General features: G+C 60.3%; 18 protein-coding genes and 1 pseudogene. 10 read left to right on the top strand and 9 right to left on the bottom strand.

What is annotated here, in order from left to right; translation table 11 throughout:
* Positions 1-3 precede the first annotated feature (3 nt).
* Complete coding sequence (locus E0H22_RS20095; protein WP_233022746.1) at positions 4-621, top strand: LysE family translocator; 618 nt, start codon at positions 4-6, stop codon at positions 619-621.
* A gap of 16 nt (positions 622-637) precedes the next feature.
* Here E0H22_RS20095 and E0H22_RS20090 read toward each other — a convergent pair whose 3' ends face one another.
* Entirely contained in the window at positions 638-1,441 is an 804-nt protein-coding gene (locus tag E0H22_RS20090) for an N-formylglutamate amidohydrolase (RefSeq protein ID WP_233022745.1), read from the bottom strand.
* Between the two features lie 157 nt (positions 1,442-1,598).
* On the opposite strand from E0H22_RS20090, the gene E0H22_RS20085 reads away from it, so the two are divergent.
* Positions 1,599-1,988 carry a gamma-glutamylcyclotransferase family protein gene (locus tag E0H22_RS20085; protein ID WP_233022744.1) on the top strand — a complete coding sequence of 130 codons (390 nt, stop codon included), beginning with the start codon at positions 1,599-1,601 and terminating at the stop codon, positions 1,986-1,988.
* Between the two features lie 68 nt (positions 1,989-2,056).
* Here the strand turns inward: E0H22_RS20085 and E0H22_RS20080 are convergent, their stop codons facing one another.
* The 4 genes from E0H22_RS20080 to E0H22_RS20070 all read right to left on the bottom strand — a co-directional run bounded on the left by E0H22_RS20080 (position 2,057) and on the right by E0H22_RS20070 (position 4,635).
* The gene (locus E0H22_RS20080; protein ID WP_233022743.1) at positions 2,057-3,277 is read right to left on the bottom strand and encodes an MFS transporter; all 1,221 of its coding nucleotides are present in this window, start codon (positions 3,275-3,277) and stop codon (positions 2,057-2,059) included.
* 117 nt (positions 3,278-3,394) lie between these two features.
* Positions 3,395-3,790 (bottom strand): BrnA antitoxin family protein, encoded by a 396-nt coding sequence (locus E0H22_RS20075; protein ID WP_430715174.1) that lies wholly within the window; start codon positions 3,788-3,790, stop codon positions 3,395-3,397.
* Complete coding sequence (locus tag E0H22_RS26080) at positions 3,678-3,977, bottom strand: BrnT family toxin (protein WP_430715173.1); 300 nt, start codon at positions 3,975-3,977, stop codon at positions 3,678-3,680. The genes E0H22_RS20075 and E0H22_RS26080 overlap by 113 nt, the downstream gene beginning before the upstream one ends.
* Positions 3,978-4,080: 103 nt before the next feature.
* A complete protein-coding gene (locus tag E0H22_RS20070) occupies positions 4,081-4,635 on the bottom strand; it encodes a chlorite dismutase family protein (RefSeq protein WP_233022741.1) in 555 nt (184 codons plus the stop codon).
* A gap of 302 nt (positions 4,636-4,937) precedes the next feature.
* Between E0H22_RS20070 and dnaG the strand changes: the two genes are divergently transcribed.
* From dnaG to E0H22_RS20030, 8 genes and pseudogenes are all read left to right on the top strand, one after another.
* A complete protein-coding gene (gene dnaG / locus E0H22_RS20065) occupies positions 4,938-6,917 on the top strand; it encodes a DNA primase (RefSeq protein ID WP_233022740.1) in 1,980 nt (659 codons plus the stop codon).
* Between the two features lie 303 nt (positions 6,918-7,220).
* Positions 7,221-9,338, top strand: coding sequence for an RNA polymerase sigma factor RpoD (gene rpoD, locus E0H22_RS20060; RefSeq protein ID WP_233022739.1), 2,118 nt, complete (start codon positions 7,221-7,223; stop codon positions 9,336-9,338).
* A gap of 432 nt (positions 9,339-9,770) precedes the next feature.
* Positions 9,771-10,007 carry a hypothetical protein gene (locus E0H22_RS20055; protein WP_233022738.1) on the top strand — a complete coding sequence of 79 codons (237 nt, stop codon included), beginning with the start codon at positions 9,771-9,773 and terminating at the stop codon, positions 10,005-10,007.
* A gap of 180 nt (positions 10,008-10,187) precedes the next feature.
* On the top strand, positions 10,188-10,409 hold the full coding sequence (locus E0H22_RS20050) for a hypothetical protein (RefSeq protein ID WP_233022737.1): 222 nt from the start codon (positions 10,188-10,190) through the stop codon (positions 10,407-10,409).
* A gap of 151 nt (positions 10,410-10,560) precedes the next feature.
* A complete protein-coding gene (locus tag E0H22_RS20045) occupies positions 10,561-11,121 on the top strand; it encodes a type 1 glutamine amidotransferase domain-containing protein (protein WP_233022736.1) in 561 nt (186 codons plus the stop codon).
* Between the two features lie 155 nt (positions 11,122-11,276).
* Entirely contained in the window at positions 11,277-11,798 is a 522-nt protein-coding gene (locus E0H22_RS20040) for a hypothetical protein (protein WP_233022735.1), read from the top strand.
* Between the two features lie 12 nt (positions 11,799-11,810).
* Entirely contained in the window at positions 11,811-12,923 is a 1,113-nt protein-coding gene (locus E0H22_RS20035) for a hypothetical protein (RefSeq protein WP_233022734.1), read from the top strand.
* An 80-nt stretch (positions 12,924-13,003) separates the two neighbouring features.
* A pseudogene (locus E0H22_RS20030) lies at positions 13,004-13,214 on the top strand (DJ-1/PfpI family protein); the annotation flags it as partial.
* A 55-nt stretch (positions 13,215-13,269) separates the two neighbouring features.
* On the opposite strand, the gene E0H22_RS20025 reads toward E0H22_RS20030, so the two are convergent.
* The 4 genes from E0H22_RS20025 to E0H22_RS20010 form a co-directional block, all read right to left on the bottom strand.
* The gene (locus E0H22_RS20025; RefSeq protein ID WP_233022733.1) at positions 13,270-15,804 is read right to left on the bottom strand and encodes a DEAD/DEAH box helicase; all 2,535 of its coding nucleotides are present in this window, start codon (positions 15,802-15,804) and stop codon (positions 13,270-13,272) included.
* The gene (locus E0H22_RS20020; RefSeq protein WP_233022732.1) at positions 15,785-16,771 is read right to left on the bottom strand and encodes a HamA C-terminal domain-containing protein; all 987 of its coding nucleotides are present in this window, start codon (positions 16,769-16,771) and stop codon (positions 15,785-15,787) included. Before E0H22_RS20020 ends, E0H22_RS20025 begins: the two co-directional genes overlap by 20 nt.
* Positions 16,772-16,875: 104 nt before the next feature.
* Positions 16,876-17,112 carry a hypothetical protein gene (locus tag E0H22_RS20015; RefSeq protein WP_233022731.1) on the bottom strand — a complete coding sequence of 79 codons (237 nt, stop codon included), beginning with the start codon at positions 17,110-17,112 and terminating at the stop codon, positions 16,876-16,878.
* Positions 17,113-17,871: 759 nt separating this feature from the next.
* Positions 17,872-18,825, bottom strand: a complete 954-nt coding sequence (locus E0H22_RS20010; protein ID WP_233022730.1) for an alpha/beta hydrolase — start codon at positions 18,823-18,825, stop codon at positions 17,872-17,874.
* Between the last annotated feature and the right edge of the window lie 72 nt (positions 18,826-18,897).

The raw sequence follows: 18,897 nt of genomic DNA, 5'->3' as shown, positions 1-18,897 counted from the left end.
CCGATGTCCCTGCAGATCTATCTCACTTTCGTTGCCGCCTGCATCGCGTTGGCGCTGTTGCCCGGCCCCAATGTCACGCTGGTGATCGCCAACGGCTTGCGTTACGGCACGCGATCGGCACTGGTGACGATTGCTGGCACGCAGGCGGGGCTGGCGGTCGTCATCGCCATTGTCGCCTTCGGCCTCACCACCATGATGGCCACCATGGGCTACTGGTTCGACTGGGTGCGCTTCATCGGCGCCGCCTATCTGGTCTGGCTCGGCATCAAGCTGGTGCGCGCGCCCATCGAGGGGATCGATACCGATACGGCGCCGGCGCCGCCGCGCGGCGGTTTCTTTCTGCAAGGTCTCGCCGTGCTGCTCAGCAATCCGAAGGTGCTGGTGTTCTTCGGCGCCTTCATTCCGCAATTCGTCGATCTCGAACGCAACAACTTTTTACAGGTCGGCATTCTCGGCGCCACGTTCATGGTCGCCGCAGGAGTTACCGATATCATTTATGCGGTCGCCGCCCGCCGTGCGCGAAAATTCTTCTCGGCGCGGCGCACGCGGCTGCTGTCGCGGATCTCAGGTGGTTTCATGATCGGCGGCGGCTTGTGGCTGGCGCTGACCAGATCTCGTTGAGAACAAGGCGCGGCGATCAAAGATGCGACGCGCGCGGCGTCAGCAGCGTCGCCTCGATCTCGGTGAAGATGCGCGCCAGCCGTTCGGCCCATGCGATCTGGCCGCTTTCTTCCGCGATCAGGTCCTGCCGGATCTCGATCCCGGTATTCATGAGCCCGCGCTTCTCGCCATGGACAGGGATCGTGTAGTCGGTGGCATCCGACACCGCATAGGGCTCGTTGTCGCCCACCACCAGATCGCCTTCGGCTCGCAGGTGCCGCAACAGCAGCGGCGGCAGCGTGTGATCGTGCTGATACAGGGTTCCGATATGCCAGGGCCGTTTGATGCCCGCATAGACGGGGGTGAAACTGTGCAGCGACACCAGCACCGTCGGCTGCCCCGCCTTGAGCCTGTGATCGATCACCGCATCAATGCGGCGGTGATAGGGGTCGAACAGCAATTCGCGCCGGCGTGCCTTGGCCTCCTGCGTCAGGCCGTCATTGCCGGGGATCGTCGTCGCCTCGCTGATCAGCGGAATCGAGCTGACGGCTTCCGGCGGCCGGTTGCAGTCGATGACCAGACGCGAATAGCGCTGCGCGATCAGGTGCCCGTCCAGCGCATGGGCCACGCGATCGGCGACGCCGGCAATGCCGATGTCCCAGGCGATGTGGCGGGCCAGTTCACTCTCGGGCAGGCCAAGATCGCCGAGCATGCGCGGGATCGCACGGCCATAATGGTCGCTGGTGAAAAGAAACGGCGATGCGCCATCGACGTTCAGTTCGAGAACGGGATCGATCTCATCGGGCGCGAGGCGCAGGTCGGATTGGGGCAGATGGTCCAACGGCGTATCTCTGTATCGCCGGCATGGATGCGCCGGCCCTGATTCCCGGGATAATATAGCGCGAAGCAAGGCAATTGAATGCCGGAACGGGGCAAGTCGCCGCGAGGCTGCCGTGATGCGTCGGCCCGCCGGTCAAGCAAACGCAATGAAGGGTCATATGTCGGATCGTATTTTCGTCTACGGAACGCTGATGCGTGGCTTCGATCATCCGATGTCGAAGCTGCTGGCGTCGGGCGCGGATTTTCTCGGCGAGGCGTCGTGCCAGGGCCGGCTCTATATGATCGCGCACTATCCGGGCCTGCTGCATTCGACGGTCGGGGACGACATCGTCCATGGCGAGCTGTTCCGGATGCGCGATCCCGCCAGACTGCTCGCCGTGCTCGACGACTATGAGAGCATCGGGCCGGAGCATGAGCAGCCGACGCTCTATCTGCGCGAGATGCTGCCGGTGACGCTCACAGACGGCAGCAACGTTCAGGCCTGGACCTATATCTACAACCGTCCGGTGAACGAAACGGCGCGCATCAAGTCGGGCCGCTTCCTGTAGGGCGGATGAGCGAAGCGTAATCCGCCGGCGGAGCGCATATGGTGAAGTACGGCGGATGACGGCGTCGCTTAATCCGTCTTGCGGCGACGTTCGGACACTTCCAGCCCGAGCAGCACCAGCGCCAGAGCTGCCGCGCCCATGCCGATCAGCCCGATCGCGGTGGTGCCGCCATGCGCGACGGCAAAGCCGCTGACGGCTGCGCCGATGGTGCCGCCGAAGAAGGCGGATGCCAGATACAGCGCATTGAGCCGGCTACGGGTCTGCGCGGGCAGTGCATAGATCGAGCGCTGTCCGGTGACGAAATTCGCCTGGGTGCCGGCATCGATCAGGATGCCCGCGATCACGAAGATCGCGATCGCCGTCGCGCCGCTCATATGTCCGCCAAGCCAGGTCAGCGCGAAGCTGAACAGAACCAGCGCCATGGCGATCATGGTCGTGGTGTTGCCGCGGCCGTGATCGGCCATGCGTCCGGCCAGGGGCGCCACGAAGGCGCCGCTCGCACCCGACAGCAGGAAGGCGGACATCGCCACATAGCCGAGCGAGAAGGGCGGTTCTTCCAGCACCAGCGGCATCGACGTCCAGAACATGCTGAACGTCCCGAACATCAGAAACTGGTAGGCGCCGCGCCGGTGCAGCACCTTGGTGGTCAGCGCGAGATGGCCGAGCGAGTGGATCAGCTTGACGTAGTTGAGGCTGTGCTCGGGCTTGCGCCGCGGCAGCGCGATCGCCATCAGCACCAGCACGCCGCCCATCAAGACCGCCGAAATGGCGAACACCGCGCGCCATCCGAATGTGCCGGCCACCATGGTCGCCACCGGTCGCGACAGCAGAATGCCGAACAGCAGCCCGCTCATGACGGTGCCGACAATCTGCCCGCGTCGGCGTTCAGGCGCGAGATGGGCGACCACCGGCAGGATCATCTGCGTGGCGACGGCGCTGATGCCGACCAGCAGCGAGGCGATGACGAACACGGTCGCCGTGGGGGATACGGCGGCGATTAGCAGGCTCGCGATCAGTGCGCCCAGCGTGATCAGGATCAGGGATTTGTTTTCGACGAGATCGCCGAGCGGCGCGAGAAACAGCAGGCCGAGCACATAGCCGAACATCACCATGGTCATCATCACGCCGGCGTTCGACAGATCGAGGCCGAAACTCTCGGCAATCGATCCGACCAGCGGCTGCGCGTAATACAGATTGGCGACGGTGACGCCGCAGGCGATGGCGAATGCGAGGATCAGCCAGCCGCCGGGACCGCGGTCATGGGCGGGGTGTTCGACAGAAGTGGACATGGGGGCTTTCGGGCGGGCGGGAGGGCTTGAGCCGATATGGCCCATGCCTGGCCCGCCCGTAAGGCGCCGTCTCGGATGGGAGCCATGCAGTTGGACGGTGGGGTCGCGACGAGGCCGTCAGGCGCGTTTCTTGGGCTTGGTCATCTGGTTCATATAAGAGCGCAATACCGCATTCATGCGACGTTGATAGCCATCGCCCTCGCGCTTGAAGAAGTCGAGCACGTCTTCGTCGATGCGGATGGAGATGGGGATCTTCTTCATCGGCACGACGACAACGCCGTCGGACCAATCGATGTCGAGTGGCACGGCGTCGGGATCGTTGCGAACGGCTTCTTCGATCTGCTCGTCGGTCAAGGCATCGAGGGCTGCCCAGTCGGTTTTCCCTTTTCTCGGTGAGTACCTAGAGACGCGTGTAGTATTTCTGTCTTTCGTCTCGTCGCGCGCGTCGGGCCGAAATGATCCAGCAGAGCGATCCGCGGATTGCGCAGGCGACTGCGACTTCGCGCTTTTCAAGATAACCGAAGACTTGGTACCTGACTTCGCCATGACGATCCGACCTCCGGGTGAATGTGTAACCGTCGAAAATCTGCCACACGTCATCAAAGTCGATCTTGTGATCGCGTAGGTTTGTTTCGCGCTTGTTCGGATCCCAATCGAAATCGCGAATATCCGCAAACAAACGCGTCAGGCTCTCCGTCATCGCAAAGCCCCAATCCACCCCGCGCAACTATAAGGTGAAATCGAGAATCTTTGCTACATAAGAGGAGACAGATGGCTGTATATACACTTGTATCTACATTCCGTCAATCCTCCTTCGCCAGCCGCACATCCACCTCCCGCTCCACGAACTGCCATTCCTCGCTCTCGCGCAGCATCGCCACCAATTCCTCGAACACCTCCGCATGCTCGGGCGCATATTCGAACCAGGTGAGGAAATCGAACGGGCCGCCGAGATCGCGCGAATGGTAGAGCTGGCGTGCGATCGCCGGCAGGTATTTCAGGCTGTCGGCGATGTGGCGGGACTTGTCCTCGAAGATGCGGCGGCGTTCGTTCTGGGTCATCAGCCACCACGCGTTGTTCTTGCGGATCGGGATCAGCGCGGCGCGGGTCGCCTCCGCGCGCCCGAGCCCGGCCTGCGCCTTGGTCAGCGCGATCTTCTCCAGCCGCTCGGTGTAGCGCAGATGGCTGGCGACGCCGATCAGCCGCCAGGAATGGGCCGACGGAGCCGGCGGCAGCGCAATGGAATCGGCATGGGTGACGGACAAAGCGGGCATGATCGGCAGCGTGTCGCCGCGTGCGGGCGCGATGGAGAGCACCCGCCACGTGCCGGTCTGGCCACCTCGAAAAGTCGTGAACATCGCTCTTGTTAAAAACGGAACTTGGAAGAATTCAAGGGCGATGTTCAACGACAAACACCGCCCCTCATGGTGAGGAGGCGCGACTTGTCCGCCGTAGCTCGAAGAGCGAAGGCGGAAGCGCCGTCTCGAACCATGAGCTGGCTTGGCTCCTGAGCACGCGACCATCCTTCGAGACGCGGCCTTCGGCCGCTCCTCAGGATGAGGGCGGAGTAGGGGGCTGAGGCCGGTTCCCCTGTGAATAATGGTTGCCATTCGGCAATAGATGCCAATTTGGCAACTATCCCCTATATGCCTAGGCGACCATGCGTTTCACGCCCCAATTCCTCGAAGAGCTGCGCGCCCGGCTTCCGGTTTCGGAAGTCGTGGGCAAGCGCGTCAAGCTGAAGAAGGCGGGGCGTGAGTGGAAGGGGCTGTCGCCGTTCCAGCAGGAGAAGACGCCGTCCTTCACGGTGAACGACCAGAAGCAGTTTTACCACGACTTCTCCACCGGCAAGCACGGCAACATTTTCGACTTCGTGATGGAAACCGAGGGCGTCGGCTTCGTCGAGGCCGTCGAGCGTCTGGCATCCATGGCGGGTCTCGCCGTGCCCGCCGCGACCCCGGATGCCGCGCGGCAGGAGCAGCGCCGCAGGACGCTGCACGACGTCATGGAGATCGCCGCAAAATTCTTTCAGGACACGCTGACCTCGCGGCACGGCGCGCAGGCGCGCGGCTATCTCGCCGATCGCGGCATCGGCCCGCAGACCCAGCTGCAGTTCCGCATGGGCTACGCGCCGGAGGATCGGTTCGCGCTGAAGGAGCATCTCGGCGCGGCCGGCATCCCCGTTTCCGACATGGTCGAGACCGGCATGCTGATCGGCGGCGACGATATCCCGGTGCCCTATGATCGCTTCCGCGACCGCGTGATGTTTCCCATCGCCGACGCCCGCGGCCGCATCATCGCGTTCGGCGGCCGTGCGCTGAAGAAGGATGTGCCGGCGAAATATCTGAACTCGCCGGAAACGCCGCTCTTCCACAAGGGCGACAACCTCTACAATTTCCCCATGGCCCGCAAAGCCGCCCATGACGGTGCGCCCATCGTGGTGGTCGAGGGCTATGTGGATGTCATCGCCATGGTCGGCGTCGGTTTCCCCGGCGCCGTCGCGCCGCTCGGCACCGCGCTCACCGAGAACCAGCTGCAGCTGCTGTGGAAGATGGTGGACGAGCCCATCCTCTGCTTCGACGGCGATCGTGCCGGCCAGAAGGCGGCATGGCGCGCGGCGGAGCTGGCGCTGCCGCATCTCAAGCCCGGCAAGAGCCTGCGCTTCGCGCTGCTGCCCGAAGGGCAGGACCCCGACGATCTCGCGCGCTCGGGCGGGCGCGGCGCCGTCGAGGATGTCATTGCGGCCGCGGGCACGCTGTCGGACCTGATCTGGGCGCGCGAGATCGCCGCCGGCGATTTCTCCACCCCCGAGCGCCGCGCCGCGCTGGAGGCGCGGATCAATGAGATCTCCACCGTCATCCGCGACGATGTGGTGAAGAAATATTATCGCCAGGATCTGGCCGACCGGCTGTACCGCCAGTTCGGCGGCGGCGCCAAAAGCGGCGGCTATCGTGGCGGGCCGGGCCAGTTTCAGCGCGCGCCGCAGCGCCCGTTCACGCCGCGAATCAGCGGTGGCAATCGCGGCGTGCCGCCCACGGCGAGCCAGATGCTCGGTCGCGGGCCCTATCAGGCCATCAGTCCACAGCTTGCGACATCGTCCATCATGCGCGGCCAGCGCAGCGCCGTCTCGCGGCGCGAGGCGCTGATCCTGCAGAGCCTGATCAACCATCCCTGGCTGCTGCATGATCGGCTCGAGGAGGTTGCAGCGCTCGAGCTGGCACATCCGGAGATGCACCGGCTGCGCGCCGGCATCATCGCCGCCTTCGCCCACGAGCATCATCATGGCGACGAGGCCGAGCAAAGCGCGGAAATGCGTGAAGACCTGGTAAAGGCCGGATTATCCGAGCAATTACAGATGGTTGAGCGGGCGAATTCGGTTCAGGCGGTGTGGGCGGCGCAGCCCGGAGCGGCGCAGGAGGACGTTTTGGCGACCTGGATGCAGCTGGTCGCCTTGCATCGCCAGTACCACTCATTACTTAGGGAATTGAAGGATGCCGAGCTCGCATTGGGCGCGGAGGCCAGTGAAACCAATTACGGTTGGCTCCGCGACGTCAAGGCCCGGCTTGCCGAGGTGGACGGGACCGAGGCGCTGATCGAAGGGTTTGGCGAGTTGTCGGGGCGGTTCCAGCGCAGCCAGTGATCAAACTTTGCTGCGGACGGAACCGTTGCCATGGGCAAAAAGACTCGCCAAAACCATGGTTTGGCGGCACAAACAGGGTTAATCCGGGCTTAAGCCCTTCACGGGTAAAGCCTTGAGCAGAGATTGAATAGCCGAGACCGACGGATCGGGTATGACGACAGGGTGGCGAAAGGCAAGCGCCGCCCTTTGCGCGTCACCCCGTCACGCAAGTGACGAGCAAGTCGATCGGTACGAGATGAGATGGCGGGGCGCGGCCGATATACAGGACACGCTCTCGGCGTGAGCGCGTTTCAGGAGCATTGAATGGCCACCAAGGCAAAGACGCTGCAGACCAAGGACAAGGAAAAAGACGCGGCAGCGGATACGCCCGAAAAGGATGCCGCCGAAGCGCCGTCGCCTTTGCTCGATCTGTCCGATGCGGCCGTCAAGAAGATGATCAAGCAGGCCAAGAAGCGCGGCTTCGTGACCTTCGATCAGCTCAATGAAGTGCTGCCCTCCGACCAGACCTCGCCCGAACAGATCGAAGACATCATGTCGATGTTGTCGGACATGGGCATCAACGTCTCCGAGAACGAGGACACCGACGAGGAAGAGAAGCAGGAGGACGACGACGAGACCGACAACGAACTCGTCGAGGTGACGTCGAAGGCCGTCACCGAAGTCAAGAAGTCCGAACCGGGCGAGCGCACCGACGACCCCGTGCGCATGTATCTGCGCGAGATGGGCACCGTCGAGCTGCTGTCGCGCGAAGGCGAAATCGCCATCGCCAAGCGCATCGAGGCCGGCCGCGAGGCGATGATCGCCGGTCTCTGCGAAAGCCCGCTGACCTTCCAGGCCATCATCATCTGGCGCGACGAACTCAACGAAGGCAAGATCTTCCTCCGCGACATCATCGATCTCGAAGCGACCTATGCCGGCCCCGAAGGCAAGGGTGGCGTCAATCCCGCTCTGATCGCCGGCCCCGCCGAGGGTGAAGGCGAGGGCGGTGAGAGCGCCGTGGCCGCGCCGCCGTCGGCGCCCGCGCAGGCGACGCCGTTCCGTCCGGCGCCCGGCCGTGCGCAGCCCGCAGCCGCGCCCGGCGGCGAAGCCGTGAGCGAGGGCGCCGCCGAAGGCGAGATGGACGACGACGAGTTCGAGAACCAGATGTCGCTTGCCGCCATCGAGGCCGAACTGAAGCCGAAGGTGGTGGAGACCTTCGACAAGATCGCGTCCGAGTACAAGAAGCTGCGCAAGCTGCAGGAACAGGACATCGCGAACCAGCTGGAAAGCTCGTCGCAGGGTCCGTCGCTGTCGCCGTCGCAGGAGCGCAAGTACAAGAAGCTCAAGGACGAAATCGTCGTCGAGGTGAAGTCGCTGCGCCTCAACCAGGCGCGTATCGACTCGCTCGTCGAGCAGCTCTACGACATCAACAAGCGCCTCGTCTCGTTCGAAGGTCGCCTGATGCGCCTCGGCGACAGCCACGGCGTCGGCCGCGAGGATTTTCTGCGCAACTATCAGGGCTCGGAGCTCGATCCGCGCTGGCTCAATCGCGTGTCGAAATTGTCGGCCAAGGGCTGGAAGAATTTCGTCGCCATCGAGAAGGACCGCATCAAGGAGCTGCGCGGCGAGATCCAGCAGCTCGCGGCGCTCACCGGCCTCGAGATCGGCGAATTCCGCAAGATCGTGCATGGCGTGCAGAAGGGCGAGCGCGAAGCGCGCCAGGCCAAGAAGGAAATGGTCGAGGCCAATCTCCGCCTCGTGATCTCCATCGCCAAGAAGTACACCAATCGCGGCCTGCAGTTCCTCGATCTGATCCAGGAAGGCAATATCGGCCTCATGAAGGCCGTCGATAAGTTCGAATATCGCCGCGGCTACAAGTTCTCGACCTACGCCACCTGGTGGATCCGGCAGGCGATCACCCGCTCGATCGCCGACCAGGCGCGCACCATTCGTATTCCGGTGCACATGATCGAGACGATCAACAAGATCGTCCGTACCTCGCGCCAGATGCTGAACGAGATCGGCCGCGAGCCGACCCCGGAAGAGCTTGCCGAAAAGCTCGGCATGCCGCTGGAGAAAGTGCGCAAGGTTCTGAAGATCGCCAAGGAGCCGCTGTCGCTCGAAACCCCGGTGGGTGACGAGGAAGACTCGCATCTCGGCGATTTCATCGAGGACAAGAACGCGGTGTTGCCGATCGACGCGGCGATCCAGTCGAACCTGCGCGAGACCACGACGCGCGTGCTGGCGTCGCTGACGCCGCGCGAAGAGCGCGTGCTGCGCATGCGCTTCGGCATCGGCATGAACACCGACCACACGCTGGAAGAAGTCGGCCAGCAGTTCTCGGTGACGCGCGAACGCATCCGCCAGATCGAAGCCAAGGCGCTGCGCAAGCTGAAGCACCCGAGCCGGTCAAGGAAGCTGCGCTCGTTCCTGGATAATTAACGCCGCGCCTCATGCTGAGTGTCTGACTGGAAATGCAGTCCGTAGTTTGGCGCTGCTGGCCGCCCAGGCGGAACGCAACGCACTCTGTCCCTCCCGCCTGAACGCAGTTGCGTTCAGGCTGAGGTGAGGAGGCGGGCAGCGTCGTCTCGAACCATGAGATGGCCTGGCTCAGAGTGTGCAGCCATCCTTCGAGACGCCGCTGCGCGGCTCCTCAGGATGAGGGCGGAGAATCGAGATCCTGAGCTGAACGGGCATTATTCCGGGCAGAAGCAGTCGAAAACCACCTCGACCGCTTTATGAGTCAGACTCTGAGGAGCCGCGCAACGCGCGGCGTCTCGAAGGATGGCGGCACGCTCTGGAACCACAACGGCGGCCTCATGGTCCGCCGTTTCCGTTGATGGAACCCATTGGCGTCCCACGCGTTATCTCCCCATGACAGATCAGCAAACCGAACCGCACAGGCTCACTCCCGAAGAGCGGGCCGAACGTAACCTGATGCGTCAGAAGGACGCCGAACAGGCCATGGCCGAGCACGCGCGTGCGCAGGAGCACATGTATTCGAACATGGAGCGCCTCCGCGCCGAACGTCTCGCCCGCGAGGCGGCCGGTGATAGCGCAGCGTCGCCTGCACGCCGCGCAGCCAGGCGCACGGCTGGCGCGCGGGCTTAAACCCGAGACAACGTCCCGTTCCAAAAACGGCGGATCGCAAGATCCGCCGTTTTTCATGGCGCTCCGGACATCGCCGCATGCCTTCGTCCGCCACGAAGGCTGACTCCGTCACTTCCGCATTGTGCCGTCGCCGCTGCGGCGCGAGGCTGCTGCCGTCTCGTGACGGAAGGCATCGCGGTGATGTCGGATCTCCTTCTCCAGATCGTCGCCATCAGGCTTGCCGCGCTCGTGCTCGCAAGCCTCGTGCTGCGCGCGCTGCCGGAGCAGCCCAGCGCGCCGTCTTCCGTGCCGCCCATGTCGCTGCAGCGCCGGGTCTCCATGCCGCAGTCCGCCATGCCGCAGTCCGCCCGCGCCGATCCCGCTGTCGCCCTCGCGCTGCGCGACATGCGCCTGCACGACTGATCCGTCGCATCTGCGCCCACCGTCGCCCGCGACATCCTCCCACGCGGGCCCCCACCCGGGGCCGCGCCCGGCGTAGCGCGTAGCGCGAAGCCGGGAACGCTTCTCACCCCTCATCATTGCCCCCGCATCACGCCAGACAATGGAGGCCCCGATGGCGGCGAAACTCAATGGCAAGCGCGTCTGCATTCTCGCCACCAATGGTTTTGAGCAGTCGGAACTGGAGGTGCCGCGCGATCGGCTCGCCGAAGCCGGCGCCGAGGTGCATGTGGTTTCGCCCGAGGCCGGCGTCATCCGCGGCTGGGACGGCGACGACTGGGGCCGGTCGGTGAAGGTCGACGTGGCGCTCGCCGGCGCCAATGACAACGACTACGACGCGCTGGTCCTGCCGGGCGGCCAGATCAATCCGGATCTGCTGCGCGTCAACGATGATGCGCTGGCGCTGATCAAGGCCTTCTATGCCGCCGGCAAGCCGATCGCCGCGGTCTGCCACGCGCCGTGGCTGCTGATCGAAACCGGCATCGCCGCCGGCCGCAAGATGACGTCCTATCATTCCATCAGGCAGGACGTGATCAATGCCGGCGCCAAGTGGCAGGACCAGGAGGTGGTCAGCGACGGCGGCATCGTCACCTCGCGCAATCCCGGTGATCTCGAAGCGTTTTCGAAGCAGATCATCGAGGAGATCAGGGAAGCCGGGGAGAGCGCGGCGGTGTAGCGACGTCGTTCGATGGCTGCCTGAGGGCTTTGAGCCGACCGACGCTGAAGAACCACGTACGGCTCGCCTTGTTGCCAGGGCGGGCCAAAAAGCATGTCGTGGGGTTATACTGGGGCTATACAGGATGATCCATGTAATTCTATTATAAGTAGTATTTGATGGGCGGGGGCTCCATGCGTTTGTCAGGGCGTTTGTCAGGTCATCTGACGGCTGTGGTGTGCGCGGGCGCTGTCCTGCTTGAACCGACAGCGGGAGTTGCAGCCAAATCCTGCGTCACGGCGACGGAGTGGCGGACGCGCGCCGATGCGGAAAAGGAGCGGGTCTACGTCAACAGGACGGATGGGGTCTTTCTGTTCGAATACACGCCGGATAGCGACGGCGGCAGCAAGCTGGAGGGCAATCCGTTTTACATTCCCTTGCAGGCCAAGCCGAACAAGACGTACCGGTTTGAAACGCTGATCAGAACCGGCAATGGCACCGGTTTCACGGTCAGAGTGAATGGCGCGGTGGACGCCAAAACCTCCAAACCGCTCGATTTCAAGCTGGGCCAAAATGTATCGCGAGCGATCAACACCGCGATACGCACGAAGACCGCGAATATCGAGCTGTATGTGCGCGGCGAACACGATGTCAAATTCTGGAGCTTCGTCGGTCCGACGCGGCTTTGCGAACTGTAAGGGGCGGGGGGCATGTCGATGGTCATCCATGCGGTGGCGCGGCTGTTCTGTGTGGTGCTTGTTGTGTCGATCGCGGCGGTGGCCGCTCAAGCCGTCACGTCGCCATTCGAGATCAGGCCCGGCGGCTGCGCCAAGGAAAAAGCCTATGCCGACGAAGTCGGCAGCCGGTTGCAGGATCCGGTCCTCAAAGTCTTCCACCGCATCTTGATGGACAACGAGCTCAGTGCCGGTTGCGGCGCCTTGCAGTTCACCGATGCGAGGATGGCCAGCAACGAAAATGGTTTCAGCTTCGGCCTCTCGCAGTTCGATCTCGCCACGCGACCCGGTCCAAGCATGAAAGCGTTGCTTCAGGTGATGTCCTGCGCCGAGGCCGAGTTGGGAAAGCCGGTGCTCACCGCGGACGATCTGGATTTTCTGAAGACCTATGGCAAGCAACCCACCGCCCAGCTCAGGTCAAATCCGGCGGTTTGGGACCGTTTTGCCGCTTTGCGAAATCCAATTGAGCTGGCGCTGGGCACGGCATGCGGGCGCGATCTTCTCGCGACCGCCTATGAGCAGGAGCTGAAATCGTTTCTCCCGAAGGCGAATGCGCTGGTGTCGACGTCGCTGGCCCGCAATGCCGGCCTCGCGCCCGCGACGGATTTCTTCCGGCTCTATGCCTTGGATCTGGAGAATGTGTTGGGCGGTGTCGAGAACTTCCGGGCCTATCTTGCCGGCACCGGTCCGGAGCCGTGCAACGGGCCGTGCAAGGGCGGTCTGGTCCCGCGCTTCACGGTCAAGGACAAGCTCGGCGTCACCGATGTCGTCCGCTACGTTCTGACGGCCACGTGCTATGGCTATATACCCGAAGGCACCCGGCGCTTCGACGCTGTTCGCCGGCTTGATCGTGTTCTGGCGGAAGTCGACATTCAGGCATTGCCGTTGTCGGATCGCGACAAGGTCTTCCTCGCCAGCGAAATGGGGGACATGCTCGCAACGACGAAGGCCGCCAAGACGACCGCCAGTTTTACGCATCTCGAAAAGCTGGTGCGGCGAGCGGGTACGGATGGATCGCTGCCCGGGAAAGCCGTTCCGATCGTCGCCAGGCAGCTGCAGGACGCTCAGCGGGTTTGCACGAAACGATAGGCGCAGGCGTTTTGCTCCTGCCGGGTAGGCGAGGGGCCGAGCGCATCGATCGAACGCGGTGCCGGCTCCTGCAGGGACGGTTGATGGAAACCGGCATCGCCGCGGGCCGCAGGACGACGTCCTGGCATTGCATCAAGCGGGACGTGATCAATGCCGGCGCGAAGTGGCAGGGATCAGGATGTCGTCAGCGACGGCGGCGTCGTAACCTCGCGCAATTCCGGCGATCTCGAAGCATTTGCGAAGCAAATATTTACGGAAGTCAGAGAATCCGCAGAGAGCGCAACAGGTTAATGTTCAGAGCTTCTTCGATAAGCGAGAATGTTGATCAATGCAGAGAACAATGGAATTAGTTGCCGTCTGTCCGAAGTAGCATTCTCACTTCGTCTATTTGAATATCTGAGAGCTTCAAAGAATGTAGTTGAGAAGCGATCGAGTGTAGCCAAGCTAGCGCATCTTGCACGTTCAGATCTGGATCCTCTTTCGCGCGTGCCCCATTGAGCTTTATGGCGACCGCTCGAGACAGTCCCAATGACATCAAGCTGACCATGGTTTCAGTTGATGCCCCTAGCTCCAGGAAAAGCTCAACATCGGGAATGTTCGGCCTTGGAGCAATGGCACTCTCAGACAAGGCGTGCTCCAATAAGGTGCGATAACATCCAAACAACCGAATGGTTTGAAAGCGGATTGCATCCTCAATCACGTCAAGCATATTGCGTATATAACTGCGCTTGTCGGGATTCCGACCTTGTTCCTTCTGCTTTCTCAGGCCTTCATTGATTATCCGGGGTAGTGAGTAGCCAAGCATCCATTTCCTCGCTAGGACTGCGTGGAAGCGATGTAGTCCCTTGGATGTGTCTATGTCCAAGACGATACTGTGACACATTTCTAAAATTGCAGCGTAGGAGCGATAAGACTGTGAGTCGCTGGGCGGGAGCGGAGCTAAAATCTCGCCTTTCGCCAAATCTTCTCTGATGCGCGCAAGCAATTTTTGTTGCTTGTGTGCCGAAATGTTATGGTTGCGCTTGAGTATGTCGATAGGAATCGTAATTCGCGTTTCTGCTTCACGAACACTATTAAGTATCTCGCTTTTCTCGCTTTGCGTCAGATTGAGCCGAGATAGCGTCTCGTTGATCCTGCCGTATTTGTAGTCTGCGAAAAGGCGAATAGATGCGCTTTCAAGCTCTATTTTCTTTGCCTTCCGAGTGCGTGTTGGTGTTCCTCGAATAATTTCATTCAGCGACGAAGCGGAGAGTTTTATGCTCGTTTCTATCGCGGATAGTATGTCGATCTCTTTCGAAGCTCCAATGGGCTTCTGCACCCAGTCTTCGTAGTCAACGAGGAATATATTTCCTTGGAATTCTCGACGAAGTCTGCCTGCTCGACCGGCCAAATTCCAAAAATCGGGAGACTTTAACGGGGCATTCTGCCCCCGTGTCGGCTTGAACATAAAGATGTTTTTGGCAGGCAAATTTATGCCCTGCAATAGCGTGCTTGTACAAACTAGATACTTTAATTCGCCGTCGGCAAAAGCCGCTTCGATAGCCTGTCTTAGGTTCGTTGGGATATTGGCGTAATGAAAGCCGATGCCCTTTAAGGCGCATTCCGCAAGTATATATTCGGGGTGAACGGTTTCTCGCGCAATTCTTGCCAGCTCAATTCTTCTTGGTGTCGGCTCCTGTGCTCTGGTGCGTTTAGTAAGAGTCAGAGCTATGTCTTCTGCTTCGTCGGCGCCATTCGCGTAGATGAGGTTCGCTTGACCATTGCAGAGCGAGTAAGAGATGTTTGCCAACTTCTCATGACGATTTCGGAGAGGGAGCTTTATCTCGCGTTCTCCTAATGTAGTCGATCTGCCGGTCTCGCGAATGAGCCTCAATGAAATTTGATTTTTGCCAGAGCGTTCAACAATCACAAAATTCTGGGATACAGTTGGTTCTTTAGTTGATTGTGGCGTGATGTCTGGTCGGCTGAAGATTCGGCCAAACGCGTCTAAATTTCTCGTGGTCGGGCTGGCGAACAATAGCTGTGCTTTTTGATTTTGTCGTACGACATCATCGATCACGGTCTGTAAAAGAATTCCGCGTGCTCCTTCCGAGATCGAGTGGGCTTCATCAATAACGAGCAGGTCGACGTGCAGTTTTTTAAGGGCATGTAGAGTTATGTGAAGCCGCTCTTGCGTCATCACATAAATTACGTTTTCGCTTTCTTCTGCGGAACGTGGCGGAACGGTGATGATGCGAGGGGGAGGATGCGCTGTGTCTTTGAAAAGATTTGTAAGCTCTCGCGACACTTGCGCGATAAGAGCTCTGCTGGGCACAAGATAAACAACTGTTCTAATTTCATTCTCGAAAAGCGAAGTTAGATACAGTTCTAGAACGAATGATTTTCCAACTGAGGTTGGAGCCGAAAGCGCAATTGATCTCCCTGAATTCAGATTCGTCCAAAGGTTGCGTTGGAAACCTGTGAGCAGGCGTTTCTGCTTTCCAAGCAAGATTGTATGAGCGTTTGCTTCGGAGATCTCTTCCAGCGCCAACGATAGAGGAAGTGTGGGGAGCGCTTTTGCGATTGGATCTCTGGTTTCAAGAGCAGGAAAATTTTTGAGTCTCGACAATACAACTCTCAAAGCTGAATCGAAAGGAAGCTTACTCCTTCCAAAGGTCTCGTAGACGTATGTTGAGAGGCGCAGCGCTCCTATTCGATGCTCCAGGGTTTCTGAGCAGGCCAAAATGGCGGATGCTGACATTGCTCGGGCGGCTGAATCTTCTGAAACCGAGCTTTTAGAAGCGATCTTTAATTCCTGAGACAGCCAATTTCTTTCAATGGCTTTCGCTAGTCTATGAAACCGAGAGTCTGCCCAAATCGTATCAGCTAGATCTTGTATCATCGTTCCAGCCGATCTTCATTTGAAACTGATCTCTGAAGTCTTGCACGGATGGAACGGGAAAGAGAAAAAGCTCGATATGGCGATTTTTGATGCCTGCTGCGCTTAGTGCGGTAGACAATTTCGGGGCGAGCTTCTGCAAATGTTGCAAGGCTAGTGATCTGAAGTGATTTTCGCCGTTCTCGCTATTTAACTTGCTGTAAGCATCGAAATCAAAAGAGATAAGGCACGTCGTTATATCAATTCGCGAATTGTAGTTTTCGTTATTCAGGGGATTAAGAAAGCTTAGCAGAGCGGCCTTTGCCTGTTTGTCTAGTCCGGTTGTATCAAGGTTGCGACGAACGAGTGCTAGCTCGAATTCGGAACTCTGTGGCCTTAGAGAGTTCTTGATGGAATCTATGGCGGAGTTGATTGCTTTTCCAAGATCCGCATGAAGTTTTGCTTCGCCCCAGTAAGTGCAAAGCACGTTCTTCTCTCGCCAAAAGCCGACGTGGATTCCATCGCTTCCAAAAATAGGGACGTTTCTGTTGGTTTTTAGCGGTAGCTTGGCGAGTAGTTGAGGTGCCTTCAGTATCCACTCGGTCAGTATGAATAGTAAAAGCTCGCCAGCTTCGCCGTTTTTATTCGCCGCTCTCTGAGCTTGTATAAAGGTGCTGCATGCTTCCCGCTGTAATCTTTCGCATTCTATGCGGTACTGTTCGGCTGAGATTTTGCCATACTGGTCCAAAACCTCTTGAATCTGGCTTCTATGGAGAGCGAAAGGTGTGAGGTAGTCTAGGAGAACGTTCACCGCCTCCCAAATTGTTGCTCTCCCTTGTGCAATCGCTGGAAAATGCAGGTGTAGCGTTATCTCTTCGCAATCGCACGTGACTGAATGCATTAGCTCTCTAATACGTATCGAGAGCTTATCGTAGTCTCGTCGTAAGGCTGCGACGAAACCTTCGATGTCATTTGGAGTAATCGCGTCCATTCTCGTTCGACTCGCAAGAACGAACTATTGTATCTGAAAGTTGTAAAATCGCACGCGGCGAATTGCCCTATCAATGGGCATTCTCATCAGATTAGCTTAAGCTTCTATTTCTTCTTCGCCCCAACCCGCTCCACGCTAGCAATCTCCAGCGGCGGTTTGCCGCTCTTTTCGGCGATCTCGCGGTCCTGCTCGGCGATGGCTTCCTTGGCCGGGGCGTCGCCGTCGAGGCCGCCGAGGAGGTCGGCGGGGACGCGGCGGTTGGAGCGCTGCGAGCCGTCCACATAAGTGACGTTGAAAAAGGCGAATTCGCCTTTGGGATTGGTACCGGGTTTCTTGGCCATGCGCGGCTTGTGGACGCAGCCGCGCAGGGAGTCAAAGACATTGCGTGCAGGGCATCCATGTCATCAACAGCGCCGTGCCCGACGCTCCCTTGCACGCCGTCCGCGTGTACATAGTTCCTGTTTTGTTCTTGACAAAATTCCCATCCTGCGCCATATCCCCTTTTGTCTTGTTCGCGAGGGGCGCTCTCATGAGGCGTCTTTGAGCGGGACAGGATGCGGCGCCTGCGGGCGAAGGGAGACGTACCCTTCGCACTCGGGAGGCCCGGGGTCACCGTCCGGGCCCACTACGGGGCTCTGCCGCTTGCGGCTGGACGGGTGCGGGTGAAGGCAGGCGAAAGCCGGCCGGATGACGGGCGATGTGTCCCGTGCCCAGTACCCGGAAGCACGGTCCCTCGGCCAAAAATCGTCGCGGTGGCACGCCGTCAGGCGTTGCGCGGCTCAGGTTTGCCGGCGATCCGGCAGGCAGGAGCAGCGTCAGTCCCACCCCTCGCGCCTGGCGGCGTGCCGCCGCCCCTCATGTCTTCGAGGGGAGACCTGCTCACACCTCGGACGCGCAAGCGCCGCGAGAACGGGATCGCATGGGTGAAGGGCCCAGCCCTCAGCTTGAATGTGGAATCGCAAGACCTGCGGTTCCAGATCTTTTGGTCTGTCGTTCGTCCGAGCATGGCTGGCGATCGCCCATACGCACATATCGCGGGCGTCTTCCCTTCAGCGCAAGTCGCGACGAAATGGAGATATGTACGGCAAGTCGTGCGCGCCTTACTGCGCTTGGTTCGGCGACGTCTTCACAAACGATGCGATAGCCCGCGCGACGTAGGGGGCAAGAGGCAGTGTGGCGTTGGCATAGGTCATGAGGTTCGCGCTCACGTCGTCTGTATCTACCTGCTTCAGAACGTGGTTCGTATCGGACAGCAGAACCAGATGCGAGGAAGCATTTGCATCATGGAGTGCCTGTGCATCTTTGACGCCAACCTGTATGTCCCGACGCCCTTGCAGAATGAGGACGGGCTTCTTCACGGCTGCGACGAGTTGCCGAGGGTCCAGTCGAAAAGCGCTGATCAGGAACCCCTGAACTTGTTCTGGAAGCAGCGCGGCAAGAGCCGGCGGCATATGTTCGGCCGCAACCCGACGTCCTGCGCTCAACTCGTCGATCGCCGTCATTGCTCGCGGCAGCAACTCGGCATTTGCCGGGTTGGATCTCAATTGATCTTTCAGCACCTCTCCCATGTTACGTCCCGCTGTAGCCACCAACACCAGTCCACAGATGTCAGGGACCCGGTCTGAAGCTGCCAAAGCGACGAGGCCGCCCTCGCTGTGACCGAGAAGCCAGACACATTTAGCGCCCGTTTCACGCTGCGCGACATCGACCCATGAGCGTACGTCGTCGACGTAGTCTTCGATCGTGACGGCGTTGGCATCCTTGACAGCGCTTGCGCTGCCAAACATGCCGCGCTTGTCGATCCTGATCGATGTCACGCCTTCGGCAGCGAGATCGTCGGACAGGTGGCGATATGTGGCAGCCTGGATGCCGAAAGGGTTGTTGCCGTCGCGATCGGTCGGGCCGGAACCAGGAAGGATCAGCACGACGGGAGCAGATGCTTCAGCGACACGCGTGAGTGTGCCGCGCAGTGCGCCAAGTGGACCGGGAGCCAAGATCTCGCTCACGACGATCGCGCCGACAACAGAACCGATGAGGGAAGCCTGCGTGATCATCGGTTACTCCTCTGTTCGCCTGTGCCGGATCGGGAACCGACGTGTGCCGAGATGTCCGCACTTGCCGGCAGG

Origin of the sequence: Rhodopseudomonas boonkerdii, from assembly GCF_021184025.1 — a bacterium.
Lineage (GTDB): Bacteria > Pseudomonadota > Alphaproteobacteria > Rhizobiales > Xanthobacteraceae > Tardiphaga > Tardiphaga boonkerdii.
This window is presented reverse-complemented; position numbering and strand designations above follow the sequence as displayed.